At 60.0% G+C, this 12,831-nt stretch carries 11 protein-coding genes; 7 read left to right on the top strand and 4 right to left on the bottom strand.

Annotation, left to right across the window (positions count from 1 at the left end; genetic code table 11):
- Window positions 1-73: 73 nt before the first annotated feature.
- Entirely contained in the window at window positions 74-1,639 is a 1,566-nt protein-coding gene (locus tag N005_RS22530; protein ID WP_047703202.1) for a carbohydrate porin, read from the top strand.
- 181 nt (window positions 1,640-1,820) lie between these two features.
- Here the strand turns inward: N005_RS22530 and N005_RS22525 are convergent, their stop codons facing one another.
- Both N005_RS22525 and N005_RS22520 read right to left on the bottom strand, forming a co-directional pair.
- Window positions 1,821-3,674 (bottom strand): ABC transporter ATP-binding protein, encoded by a 1,854-nt coding sequence (locus tag N005_RS22525; protein WP_047703201.1) that lies wholly within the window; start codon window positions 3,672-3,674, stop codon window positions 1,821-1,823.
- Window positions 3,675-3,771: 97 nt separating this feature from the next.
- Window positions 3,772-4,647 (bottom strand): LysR family transcriptional regulator, encoded by an 876-nt coding sequence (locus N005_RS22520; protein ID WP_047703200.1) that lies wholly within the window; start codon window positions 4,645-4,647, stop codon window positions 3,772-3,774.
- Window positions 4,648-4,772: 125 nt separating this feature from the next.
- Between N005_RS22520 and N005_RS22515 the strand changes: the two genes are divergently transcribed.
- Window positions 4,773-5,642 (top strand): NmrA/HSCARG family protein, encoded by an 870-nt coding sequence (locus N005_RS22515; RefSeq protein ID WP_047703199.1) that lies wholly within the window; start codon window positions 4,773-4,775, stop codon window positions 5,640-5,642.
- A gap of 232 nt (window positions 5,643-5,874) precedes the next feature.
- The gene (locus tag N005_RS22510) at window positions 5,875-6,735 is read left to right on the top strand and encodes a LysR family transcriptional regulator (protein WP_047703198.1); all 861 of its coding nucleotides are present in this window, start codon (window positions 5,875-5,877) and stop codon (window positions 6,733-6,735) included.
- A 1-nt stretch (window position 6,736) separates the two neighbouring features.
- Here N005_RS22510 and N005_RS22505 read toward each other — a convergent pair whose 3' ends face one another.
- Window positions 6,737-8,194, bottom strand: coding sequence for an MFS transporter (locus tag N005_RS22505; RefSeq protein ID WP_047703197.1), 1,458 nt, complete (start codon window positions 8,192-8,194; stop codon window positions 6,737-6,739).
- A 222-nt stretch (window positions 8,195-8,416) separates the two neighbouring features.
- On the opposite strand from N005_RS22505, the gene N005_RS22500 reads away from it, so the two are divergent.
- From N005_RS22500 to N005_RS28410, 3 genes are all read left to right on the top strand, one after another.
- On the top strand, window positions 8,417-9,175 hold the full coding sequence (locus N005_RS22500) for an SDR family NAD(P)-dependent oxidoreductase (protein ID WP_047703196.1): 759 nt from the start codon (window positions 8,417-8,419) through the stop codon (window positions 9,173-9,175).
- A 77-nt stretch (window positions 9,176-9,252) separates the two neighbouring features.
- The gene (locus N005_RS22495) at window positions 9,253-9,720 is read left to right on the top strand and encodes a nuclear transport factor 2 family protein (RefSeq protein ID WP_047703195.1); all 468 of its coding nucleotides are present in this window, start codon (window positions 9,253-9,255) and stop codon (window positions 9,718-9,720) included.
- Window positions 9,721-9,789: 69 nt separating this feature from the next.
- Window positions 9,790-10,182, top strand: coding sequence for a RidA family protein (locus tag N005_RS28410; protein WP_081993323.1), 393 nt, complete (start codon window positions 9,790-9,792; stop codon window positions 10,180-10,182).
- 208 nt (window positions 10,183-10,390) lie between these two features.
- Here the strand turns inward: N005_RS28410 and N005_RS22490 are convergent, their stop codons facing one another.
- Window positions 10,391-11,305 carry a LysR family transcriptional regulator gene (locus N005_RS22490; RefSeq protein ID WP_047703194.1) on the bottom strand — a complete coding sequence of 305 codons (915 nt, stop codon included), beginning with the start codon at window positions 11,303-11,305 and terminating at the stop codon, window positions 10,391-10,393.
- 256 nt (window positions 11,306-11,561) lie between these two features.
- On the opposite strand from N005_RS22490, the gene N005_RS22485 reads away from it, so the two are divergent.
- Window positions 11,562-12,587, top strand: coding sequence for a zinc-dependent alcohol dehydrogenase family protein (locus N005_RS22485; RefSeq protein WP_047703193.1), 1,026 nt, complete (start codon window positions 11,562-11,564; stop codon window positions 12,585-12,587).
- Window positions 12,588-12,831 lie beyond the last annotated feature (244 nt).

Raw genomic sequence — 12,831 nt, 5'->3', positions numbered from 1 at the left:
CTCACAATTAGCCCTCCATGGAAAACAGGTCGGTCGCGAGACAGAACAATAAAAACAAAACAGGGAAATCCACATGCAGAAAGCATCAAGCTGGCTCATTGCGGGCGTGCTCGGCACCTCGGCGATCACGGCCCAGGCCGCTACACTGGAAGAGCGCATGGCAGCCTTCGAAGCCCGCACCAGCGCCGCGGAAAAACGCGCCGCCGCGGCCGAACAACAGGCCCAGGCACTCGCTAGGGAACTGCAGCAGCTCAAACTCAGCAATCCCACGTTGCAACCCTCAACCGCCGTTGCGACCGCTCCCGTGGCATCCACTTTGGACGCACGGCTGGCAAAACTCGAAGCCAGCCAGCAAAGCCTGGAAAAGGCCGGCAGCGGCGCGCACCTCACTGACGGGTTCAGCTTCAAGGGCTACGCCCGCTCCGGATTGCTGATCAACGATGGACTGGGGGGAGGGCGCGGCGGCCCCTATACCACCCCGGCCGGTTCCGTGGGTGGCGCGGTGGGACGACTCGGCAACGAGGACGATACCTACATGCGCATCGACCTGTCGAAAGAGCTGTATGCGCAGAACGGTACCCGTTCCAAATTCACCGTTTCCATTGCCGATGGCGTGGAAAGCTCCAATGACTGGACCGCCGAAGAAAGCAACCTGAACGTGCGCCAGGTGTTTACCGAGCTCGACCATCTTGCCGCGTTCAAGGGCAACCCGATGTTCGAGAACGCCACCCTCTGGGCAGGCAAGCGCTTCGACCGGGACAACTTCGATATTCATTGGCTGGACTCGGACGTCGTCTACCTGGCCGGTACCGGCGGTGGCATCTACGACGTGCAGATGAGCAAGGACTGGCGCTCGAACTACTCGCTGATCGGGCGCAACTACGGGGACTTCAGTGAAGGTGGGGTCAATGCCGACGTGGAGAGCTATGTGCTGACCTCCAACCAGTTCTTCGCCAACGGACAGTGGCAGTGGATGTTCAACGGCATCGGCTCGAAGAAAAACGATTTCAGCACCCGCACCAATCAAGCCGGCCTGGCTCCGGCGGATTCCGGCTTGCACAGCATGATCGCTAACCACCAGCGCTCCTTTTTTGGCCGTGAAGGTTTCTTCAAGACGGCGCTGCTCTATGGCCAAGGCCTGGGGGCGGAGGTCAAGAACATTGGTGCGGACGGCGAACTGATCGACGAAGCCCGGGCCTTGCGCTTGGCGCTCTACGGGGAAACCCCGATTGCGCCCGGCTGGCGCATCGGCCCGAGCCTGCTGGCCGAACAGAGCAAGGACCGCTACGTCAAGGGCGACGACTATCGCTGGATGACTCTGAACGTGCGACTGGCCAACGAGATCAACAGCAATTTCGAGATGGCCTACGAGATGAGCTGGCAGACCATGGACCTTGATCCCAAGGGCTACATGCAACGTAACGCGGTGGACGGCAACTTCTGGAAATTCACCGTTGCGCCGACTTTCAAGCCGGACTTGGGCGACCTGCTTACTCGTCCTGAACTGCGGGTGTTCGCGAGCGTCATGAACTGGTCTTCGGATCTGGACCGCTACAGTGCTTCGGATTCGTTCGGCAAGACGGATTTCAATGCTGGTGGTATCTGGCAGTACGGGATTCAGATGGAAACGTGGTTCTAGACCATCGGGCTTTACATTCCTGTCGCGTGGGAGCTTGCTCCCGCTGGCCTGCACAGCAGGCCCGGAATCCAGTGGTTCGGTGTGTCAGGCTGATCGAACCAAGGGATGGGCCGCTGTGCGGCCCAGCGGGAGCAAGCTCCCTCGCCACAATGAATCGCCTCTGCCTTGGGGCGGGCCAGCTTTACACCACGGCTTCGGAGATCCCCTGGTCCTCACCCAGGAACCCACCGCTCTGATGCTGCCACAGCCGCGCATAGGTGCCGTTTTTCGCCAGCAGTTCGGCATGGGTGCCTTGTTCGATGATGCGCCCGTCATCCATGACAATCAGCCGATCCATCGCGGCGATCGTGGACAGTCGATGGGCAATGGCGATGACGGTCTTGCCCTGCATCATTTCATCGAGGCTTTCCTGGATGGCGACTTCGACTTCCGAGTCCAGGGCGCTGGTGGCCTCGTCCAGCAACAGGATCGGCGCGTTCTTGAGCATTACCCGGGCGATGGCGATGCGTTGGCGCTGGCCGCCGGACAGCTTGATGCCGCGCTCACCCACCAGGGTGTCGTAGCCGGTGTGACCCTGGCGGTCGCTCAATTGGCTGATGAATCCGTCGGCCTGGGCATTGGTAGCCGCCCTGCGGATCTGTGCTTCGGTCGCATCCGGGCGGCCATAGGCGATGTTGTCGCGAATGGAGCGGTGGAGCAGGGACGTATCCTGGGTGACCATGCCGATGGCGCTGCGCAGGCTGTCCTGGGTGACGTGGGCGATGTTTTGCCCGTCGATGCGGATCTCACCGCTGTCCACGTCGTAGAAACGCAGCAGCAGGTTGATCAGCGTGGATTTGCCGGCACCGGAACGACCCACCAGGCCGATTTTCTCCCCCGGGCGGATACTCAGGCTCAGTCCATCGAGCACCTGGCGTTCGCCGCTGTAGTTGAAGCTCACGTTGTCGAACGTCACCGCGCCGCCGGAGGGCACCAGCACGCCGGCGTCCGGTGCGTCCTGCACTTTGGGGCCTCGGGTCAGGGTGCCCATGCCATCCTGCACGGTGCCGATGCTTTCGAACAACGAGGTCATCTGCCACATGATCCAATGGGACATGCCGTTGATACGCAACGCCATGGCCGTGATCGCCGCCACCGCCCCCGTGCCGACTTCGCCCTGGTGCCAAAGCCACAAAGCATAGCCGCCGGCGCCAAGGATCAGCGCCACCACCAGCGCCTGATTGACGATTTCGAACTGGCTGACCAGGCGCATCTGGCGAAAGCCGGTTTGCTTGAAATCCTCCATTGCGGCGCGGGCGAAGTGCGCTTCGCGCTTGGAGTGGGAGAACAGCTTGACGGTGGTGATATTGGTGTAGGCATCCGAAATGCGTCCGGTCATCGACGACCGGGCATGGGCCTGTTCCTGGCCGACTTGCCCCAGGCGCGGCACGAAATACAGCATGGCCAGCCCGAACAGCACGATCCAGGCAATGAAAGGCAGCATCAGTTTCAAGGCGAAGCCGCCGGCCAGCGCGATGATCGCGATGAAATACACGCCGATGCCGGGGGCGATTTCGATCACGGTGAACAAGACTTCGCGCACGGCCAGGGCCGTCTGCATGACCTTGGTCGTGACCCGGCCGGAGAACTCATCGGAAAAGAACGAGAGGCTTTGCCGCAGCATCAGGCGATGGAAATCCCAGCGCAGCCGCAACGGCAAATTGATCGCCAGGACCTGGTGCTGGACCATGGTCCGCAGCGCCACCAGCCCAATGCTGGTGACCAGGACAATGCCGATACCCCACAGCACCCGGCTTTCCTGGCCCTGTGCATCACCGCCGGCCTGCCAGGTCGAGAGCAGATCCACCACTTGTCCAAGAAACGAAAACAGCCAGGCCTCGTAGATCGACACGCCGGCACTGAGCAGCGCAAATATCAGGATATAGCCCCGGGCGCCCCGGGTGCAGGCCCACAGGAACCGCGTCAGGCCAACCGGCGGCGGTGGTGCTTCATCGGGCGGGAAGGGGTCGAGTCTTCGTTCAAACACACGAAGCATTGTGGTCTCCGAAAGGGGTGAGTTGAGAAGATTCTACCTTGAGACCTTAGTTCAAAGCTTTTCACCAGGATGCGCAGGAGTCAGGGCGAAGGCCGTTCTATCCATTCAGAACCAGTGACATGTCCGGGTATCTGTCGCAGATGAAATCGACAAAGGCGCGAACCTTGGGCGCAGCCAGGCGCCTGGAGGTATGCAAGACCCACAGCGCCGGCTCCGCCCCCGATACCGTGCCCCACTGGACCAACTCGCCACGCCCAAGCTGATTCCAGGCAATGGATTGTGGGATCAGTGCAGCGCCGCCACCGGCAATAGCAGCATCGCGGACCATCAGGAACGAAGAGAAACGCAGCGTCGGGATCGGTTCCAGGATCAACTGCCCTTCGTCGAGACTCCACCGGGTGGGCTGGAAAGTCGTCGTGACGATGCCGGGGACGGATCTGATTGCGCCGGGCGCTGGCTTGGGGATTCCAGGCGCCGCCACGACCACCAGTCGGTCCCTGGCGAAACATCGACCGACCAGATTGCTGTCCGGGCTCGGGTTGATCCGGATCGCGATGTCGAATTGTTCTTCCACGAGGTCCACCGCGCGATCCTCCGCCGTGACTTCAAGCTGGACTTCCGGGTAGGCCGCACAGAACTCGGCACCAATGCGGCCCATCGCGAGTTGGGAAAACAACACCGGGGCCGCCACCCGCAGGTACCCACGGGGTGTCGAAACGCCCTCGCGTGCCGCCGTCATGGCTTCGGAGACTTCACTCAGCAGGCCTTCCGTTCGCGACATCAGCCCCGCGCCGGCTTCGGTCAGCTTCAGGCCGCGGGCACTGCGCTCGATCAGCCTGACGCCCAGTTGTTCTTCAAGCTCGCTGATGCGCCGCGACAAGGTGGCCTTGGAAACGCCGCTCGTGCGGCTTGCCTTCCCCAGTCCCCCATGGGTTGCGACAAGGATGAAGTCGGACAGTGAGTTCAGGTTCATGGTGTTCCATATATGAAACGAGGTGTCTGGATTCTGTGATCTTTGTTTCCCGAGTGCAACGGAATACTTTCTCCTCGTCGTCATCTCAATGACCCATCCAGATACCTACCGCAGGAGATTCAAACATGAGCATTCTCGTTATTGGTGCCACCGGCACGGTTGGTTCACTCGTTACCCAAGGCCTTGCCGGCGCGGGCGCCGAAGTCAAGGCGCTGGTGCGCCAGGCAGGCAAGCGCGATTTCCCCGTCGGTGTCACTGAAGTCGTCGCCGACCTCTCCGACGTCGCGTCGATGCGTGCCGCGCTGTCCTCGGTACGTACTCTGTTTCTGCTCAACGCCGTGACACCCGATGAGGTGACGCAAGCCCTCATCACGCTGAACCTCGCTCGGGAGGCGGGCATCGAACGCATCGTCTACCTGTCGGTGATTCACGCCGACAGGTTCACCAACGTTCCGCATTTCACCGGCAAGCACACCGTTGAACGAATGATCGAAAGCCTCGACATCCCCGCGACCATCCTGCGTCCGGCTTACTTCATGCAAAACGAACACATGGTCCTGCAGACGCTCCAGAACTACTCGGTCTACCCGATGCCGATCGGCTCGGCGGGCGTTTCGATGATCGACGCCCGTGACATCGCCGACGTGGCCGTTGCGGAGTTGCTGCGACGCGACAAGGCGCGTTCTGCCCTGGATCGGGTGACGCTGGAGTTGGTCGGGCCACAGGTACTTACCGGTGCCTCCGTGGCGAAGATCTGGAGCTCGGCCCTGGGGCGCGAGATCGCCTACGGCGGTGACGATGTAGCAGCCTTCGAAGGGCAACTGGCTGCATACGGCCCCAGCTGGTTGGCGTATGACATGCGCCTGATGATGGAGGGTATCCAGATGTTTGGCATGCAGGCGGCCGAAGGATGCGTGGAGCGGCTCCAGACCCTCATCGGGCATCCGCTGCGTACCTATGAAGACTTCGTGCGCGAGGCGCTTGCCGGGGCATAGGGCGTCACAACGGGGGCAGGTGTTGCCCCCTTCGTGGCGTCAGGCTCCAGAGGGGCCGCGCATTTTCCAAAGCTGTGCTGGACAGGCTTCCCAGACCGATAGAGTCAATTTTTCTGTCCAGTCCTCGGTTGGTCTTTCGATGAAGGTGAATACAGACGCGTATGTCGGGCGCGGGATTGCTACGGCACTGCCATTGCTGCACTCTCACTGCTCATTTTGTACGGGGTAGAGCATGGATTGGAGTGATGTGCGGGTCTTCCTCGCGATTGCCCGCAGCGGATCATTGGGCGCTGCCGCCAAGCTGTTGGGTGTCAGCCATCCGACCGTGGGGCGGCGCTTGCAGGTGCTTGAACAGTCCAGCGGCCAGCCCATTTTCCTGCGTACCGCCCAAGGTCTGGTACTGACCGATAGCGGAGAGAAGTTGCTCAGCCTGGCGCAGGAAATGGAGCAAAGTGCGTTGGCCATCGAAAGACGACTGGCGGGCGACAGCGCACAGCCAGAAGGTGTATTGCGCATTTCTTGCGCTGACTGGTTTGCCGGCTATGTGCTGGCCCCGGTCCTGAGTGAACTGGGGCGACGTTACCCTCTGATCGTGCCTGAGGTTATCGCTGGGCATCGATTATTTGACCTGGCTCGTCGCGACGCCGATATCGCGTTTCGAATTGTCCCTTTCACCGAACCCGATATCGTGCACCGCAAGCTGATCTCCCTAAACTATGGGTTATACGCGGCGGTTGGATCTGCTGACCCCGAGCCACAGGGCGAAGGGGTCGGTTTGATTACCATGAGTGTTGCCCAGTCTCATTATCCCGATGTGCAGTGGCTGCAGCAGCGTTACCCTCTGGCCCGTACCGTGTTCACCAGTAGCAGCCGCACAGTCCAGGCGCAAATGTGCGCGCAAGGGCAGGGCGTCGCTGTATTGCCCCGTGCCCTGGGCGACCGGTTACCGACATTGCGGTTGATTGATTCGCACGAACCGCCACCGGGCCGCGACATATGGATGGGCTACCACCAGGACATGCGTCAGATGGACAGCCTTCGTGCCCTTGCCGACCTTGCATCCATCATGATCGGCAACCAGGCAGGCGGTTGACTCACTCTGCTGGGCGCATGGCCGCCGTTTGCGGCTCTGCAGCAGGTTGGCGCGCCAGGGTCAGGCTCAGTCCCGCGCCTACCGCCAGGCATGCTGCGATGCAGAGAATGGAGACGGTGAAGGCGTGGGTGATGGCTGTCGCGGCCGTATCCGTGCCCAAAACGGTGTAGAAAATGCCACCAATTATTGCCACGCTCAGTGACGTGCTGATTTGCAGAGTGGAACTGGTGATGCCCGCAATCATGCCGGAATACTTTGGTGCCACACGTCTTGTGATCATTCGCATGAGTGTCGGGAGTGCCAGCCCCTGTCCAAAACCGATCAGAAAGAGGATGACGGCAAGGGGCAGCGCAGCGGGGCTGACGGACGTCGGCGTGTGCGCCACGAGCCAGGCCAAGAGAATGAATCCCAACACTTCAAGCCCCATGCCGAGCGGATTGACGTACGCCCCCAGAAAACGCCTGAACTGAGGGGTGGAAAGCGGTCCCAGCAAAAATCCAGCGCCGAAAGGAAGGAAGATGAGGCCTGCATTGAGTGGGCTCGTGTGCAGCGCTCCCTGTAGATAAATGGAGAACAGCAGGAAGAACACGCCGATCGCGTAAAAGGTCAGCGCGACGAGCAAAGCCCGACCCAGCCCGGGCGCGCGCAGTGCGGCAGGATCAAGCAACGGTACGCCTTGCGCTTGATGCAAACGGGCTTCGTAGCGCCAGAACAGCCAGGCCAGCAGCGGCACCGCTGCAAGCGATAGCCAGGCCCACAAAGGCCAGCCCGCTTCACGCCCTTCGATCAGCGGAATGATCAGCGCCGCAAGCGTCACCATGGACAATAGCGTTCCACCCAGATCCAGCGTGCTGGTCTGTTGCGCGCGTGTTTCCTTGACCACAGGAATGGCGATCAGAATGACCAGCAACGCAATCGGTAAATTCACTAGAAATATCGCCCGCCAGCCCAAATCCATCAGGTTGAGCGATATCAATATTCCGCCAAGTGCCTGGCCGACTACCGATGCCAGACCAAACACCGCGCCATACAGGCTCAGCGCCAAGGGCTTTTCGGACTCTGGGAATATTGCCTGCACTGAAGCGAGTGCCTGTGGCGCCATGACGGCGGCCGTCACGCCTTGCAGCGAGCGTCCGGCGATCAACACCCAGGGGGACTCGGCGACACCGCAAATCAGTGAGGCAACGGCAAAGCCAATCAGGCCAACGAAGAACATTCTCATGCGGCCGTAGATGTCACCCAGCCGTCCGCCGGTGATCAATGTCACGGCATAAAGCGCCGCGTAGGAAGAGATGATCAACTGTTCGGCAGAGGAAGCCGTGTCCAGCGATTGCTGAATCGAGGGCAGCGCTACGTTGACGATGAAAAAATCCAGCGGCGGTAAAAATGCACCGACCAACAAGATGGCAAACATCAACCAGCGCCGCGGTTCCGGGAGGGCGATTTCTTTCTGAGGCATAAGGTCTCCTTCCTGGAACCCTTCGGTTCCAGAATATTCTCGATTGCGGGTCATGCTCTGAACCAACTGACTCCAATCTAAGCGATCAAACCTTCGCTGACGCCTCACATAATTGAACGGCCAACGTTCATTTATGGCAGTGCCGCTCGCCGCCGGACTCCTCGCAAAATGGCGACTCTGTGGTTCCAGTCGAGCCACACAATCGAGACTGAGGAGTCAGATATGTCAGGTAAATTCGCTGATCAGGTTGCCGTCGTCACCGGGGCATCCACCGGGATCGGGTTTGCAATTGCGCAGGGTTTGATTGCAGAGGGCGCCAAGCGCGTTTACCTCACCGGGCGCTCGGCAACCACGTTGGAAGCGGCGGTGGCCAGGCTCGGCGATAGAGCAGTCGCGGTCGTTTCCGATGTAGCGCGCCAGGCTGATCTTGATAGGCTCAAGGCGACGATCGAGTCTCGCAACGAACAGTTGGACTCAGTGTTTGCCAACGCGGGTATCTGCGAAAAAAATCCGCTGGGCGAGACCACCGAGGCGGCTTACTTCAACATGTTCGACATTAACGTGAAGGGCGTGTTTTTCACCGTGCAGACGTTGATGCCGTTGCTGAAAAACGGCGCTTCGATCGTGCTGACGGCCTCGATCTGTTCCAGCAATGGCATGGAAGGACTGAGCCTCTACAACGCATCCAAGGCCGCGGTGCGGTCCTTCGCCAGGACGTGGGCCAACGAACTCAAAGGTCGCAAAATTCGAGCGAACGTCCTGAGCCCTGGCTTCACCCGAACGCCTCTGATGGATAACGGCTTGAAGATGAACGAAAGCGATATTGCCGCGCTGCGCCAGCATGTTGAGCAGATCACTCCGCTGGGGTACATGGCGCAACCTGAAGAAATCGCCTCGTCGGCGCTGTTCCTTGCGTCGGCCGATGCGAAATATGTGAACGGTGTGGAGTTGATGGTCGACGGCGGCCTGTCGCAGATCTGAGCACCTGTTGAACCGTAGTGCAGCCCTGACAAGGGCTGCCTTTGTCGCTTTTGCAAAGCCTCAGCAGGAACCTCATCATGAACATCGAAGAATTGACCACCCGACTGGACGTCCTGGAAAGTCGCGCCGCCATCGAATCGCTGATCAGCGCCTACGCCAATGCCTTCGACCGCATCGACGTATCGCTCCTGAGCGGTATCTGGCATGAAGAATCGACACTGGATCTTCCGGGTTTCGGCCAAGCCGGGAATCGTGAAGAAATCCTGGCGATGGCGCAAATCAGCTGGCGCCAGATGCCACATATGCATCACTGGATGGCCAACCCGTTGATCGAAATCAACGGTGACAGTGCGATAGGGACGGTGGCTGCGGACTGCCTGTTCCATGACATTGAAAAAGGCCCGGTTCAAGTCAGCGGGCTGTACCACGACAGGTTTGAACGGCGGGACGGAAAGTGGGCGTTCCTGTCACGTCGCTTTGAACTGCATTTCCTCACACCTTTAAAAGATTGGGTACCGATGGCCGGCGAAGAAAAGTGGGAGTAACCCGATTGGACGACGCTCTGGCACCTGGGGTAGCTTCGTATCCGTTTATATTTTGGGCTCCACAACATCATGACTGATCGTCAGATCATTGTTCCAGATGGCATGAAATTGCTCTGCGAGCGTGCTGGTTATGCGCCAGCTGTAAAGGTAGGAAAAACGCTCTATTGCGCTGGTCAGGTAGGCCGGACGCCGGAATTATCAGTTATCGAAGACCCTGAGCAGCAGTTTTTGGCAGCATGGGACAATCTCCGGCTCGTCTTGGAAGCCGGTGGTTGCGGATTTGAAGATGTCGTCGAAATGACAACTTATCACGTCGATATGCACCGCCACATGCCAATTTTCAGACGCGTGAAAGATGAAGTCTTTCCCAGGAGTACCTGTGCCTGGACATGCATAGGTGTCGCTGAACTGGCTCGCCCTGGCCTTCTCGTGGAGATCAAATGCGTCGCTGTAGAGCGATAAACAGAGCTGGAATGGGTGTCCATCCAGGCGGCAGTAGATCTGAACTCCACTCGTTCGCTGCGTTGGCAGGCGCGTGAGAACGCCCTTGCGTAGTGCTGCGAACAGCAGCGGGGGAGTTTGGGGAGGGGCTGTTGGGCCTCAGCACTGAATGATCCCCATGTGCAATCAAAAGCCGGAGATGATCAGTTAAACAGCCTGCCGACAAAGCCTAAAGACTATCCGGATCGCCAAAGAACATCTGAATCCGCGACCGCAACCAGCGTTCCCCCGGGTCATTGTCCTGGGACCCACGCCAGGCCATGTGCAATTCAAAGCTGCGCACCGGGATCGGCGGATCTTCCGCGCGCACACCCCCGGCGGCGGTCAGTGCGTCGGCAGTGTAGTCGGGGACGGTGGCGACGATGTCGGTGCCGGCCAGCAGGGTGCTCAGGCCATTGAATTGTGGCACCGCCAATACCACATGGCGCTTGCGACCGAGTTTTTCCAGCTCTTCATCGATGAAACCGCTCAGGTCGCCGGCGAAGGACACCAGGGCGTGGGGGCGGGCGCAGAATTCGTCCAGGGTCAGTTGTCCCGGCGCGGTGTCGGCTCGCAGCACCTTGGGCGAGCTGCGGCGCAGGACCTTGCGCTTGGCGTTGGCCGGCAGGTCGTCGGTGTAGCTGACGCCGATGGAGATTTCGCCGGACGCTAGCAGGCTCGGCATCAGGATGTAGTTGACCCGACGCACCACCAGCACGATGCCAGGGGCTTCGGCACGCAGGCGCTTGAGCAGCATCGGCAGCAGGGCGAATTCGGCGTCGTCCGACAGGCCGATGCGAAACACCGAGGTGCTGGTGGCCGGGTCGAATTCCGCCGCGCGGCTGACAGCCGTGGAAATCGAATCCAGGGCCGGGGAGAGCAGGGCGAAGATTTCGATCGCCCGGGCCGAGGGTTCCATGCTGCGGCCGGTGCGCACGAACAGCGGGTCATCGAACAGGCTGCGCAGGCGCGACAATGCGGCGCTGATGGCCGGCTGGCCGAGGAACAGCTTCTCGGCGGCGCGGGTCACGCTGCGTTCATGCATCAGTGTTTCGAATACGATCAACAGGTTCAGGTCGACACGACGCAGGTCATTGCGATTCATCTGGGGTCCTGGCAGATTCGGCGAGCTTGACGTGAGCGGCCATATGCGAACAATGACCGGCATGAATCTTACGGGGAAAGGCTGGTACTCTGCACTGGCTAAATGAATTTTTGTAGGATTTGCCCTGCTGGGCTGATTGATTTTCTTGCTGCGGAATCAATGACAGGCATGTCGACTATTAATAGCCACTGATGGTCTTGGCTACAAAGCCCGGATAGAGTTCATGGCATTAGAGGTTACTTTGACGAGGTTTGCGATGTCCCGCACGATCCGTTTTCACAAGTTTGGTGGTGCCGAGGTGCTCAAATGCGAAGAGCAGCCGGCGGCTCTTCCTGCGCCAGGAGAAGTGCAGGTCCGTGTCGAAGCGATCGGCATCAGTTGGCATGACACCCTGTGGCGCCAGAACCTGGCGCCGTCCCAGGCCCGTCTGCCTTCCGGCCTTGGCCATGAAATGGCCGGCGTGGTGACGGCGGTCGGCGACGGTGTCGACGATCTGGTCGTAGGCGACAAGGTCGCCAGCTTTCCCGCGCAAAGCGCGAACGATTATCCGGTGTACGGCGAGATCATTGTGCTGCCGCGCACCGCGCTGACCCGCTACCCCGATGTGTTGAGCCCGATCGAAGCCGCGGTGCACTACACGCCGCTGCTGGTCGCGTATTTCGCCTATGTCGACCTGGCGCGGGTCAAGCCAGGGCAGTTTGCCCTGGTTACCGATGCCAGCCATTGTGCCGGCCCTTCCTTCGTACAGCTCGGCAAGGCGCTGGGTGTACGGGTGATCGCGGCCACCAAGACCGCTGACGAGCGCGAGTACCTGTTGTCCCTCGGGGCCGAGAAGGTCATCGTCACGGAAGAGCAGGACTTGCTGATGCAAATCAACAAGCTCACCGACAATCGTGGCGTCGACGTGGTGTTCGACGGCCTGGGCGGGCCACAGATGTCGCTGCTCGGCGATGTCCTGGCGCCACGAGGCAGCCTGGTACTGTATGGCCTGCAAGGGGGTAACCAGACACCGTTCCCGGCCTGCGCGGCGTTCCAGAAGAACATTCAGTTCTTCGTGCATTGCATCGGTAACTTCACCGGCAAGCCGGAGCTGGGCATCATCCAGGACCAGGTGGCGCTGCAGCGGGCGCTGCGTGATATCAACCAACTGACTGCCGACCGCGTCCTGTTACCACTCAAGACCCGGGTCTTTCCGTTCAATGAGTTTGTCGAGGCTCACCGTTACATGGACGAATGTCCGTGCCGTGAGCGCGTTGCCCTTCAGGTTGTCGACCCCGCCTGATTCCTGTCTTGCGCAAGAGTCATTGTCCCTGGCTCTTGCGCTGCCTCCGGCCTGATAGGGCCTTTTTTTCCTTTCCTGCTTCAGTCCTCCAGCGACAATGCGAGGGTGTCCGGCTGCCTGTCCGCAACGACTCCGTTTACCCTGTCGGCAACTGAACTGGTTTTTGCCCGCAATCTGTATCTTCTAATCATTATTGAAGTCCTGATAATTGAATGCTGGTTTTCAGCTCAAGGAAGAAGTCATG

Source organism: Pseudomonas mediterranea CFBP 5447 (assembly GCF_000774145.1).
Classification (GTDB): Bacteria; Pseudomonadota; Gammaproteobacteria; order Pseudomonadales; family Pseudomonadaceae; genus Aquipseudomonas; species Aquipseudomonas mediterranea.
Note: the sequence above shows the minus strand (reverse complement) of the source record. Positions and strands in the feature narration are given on the sequence as shown.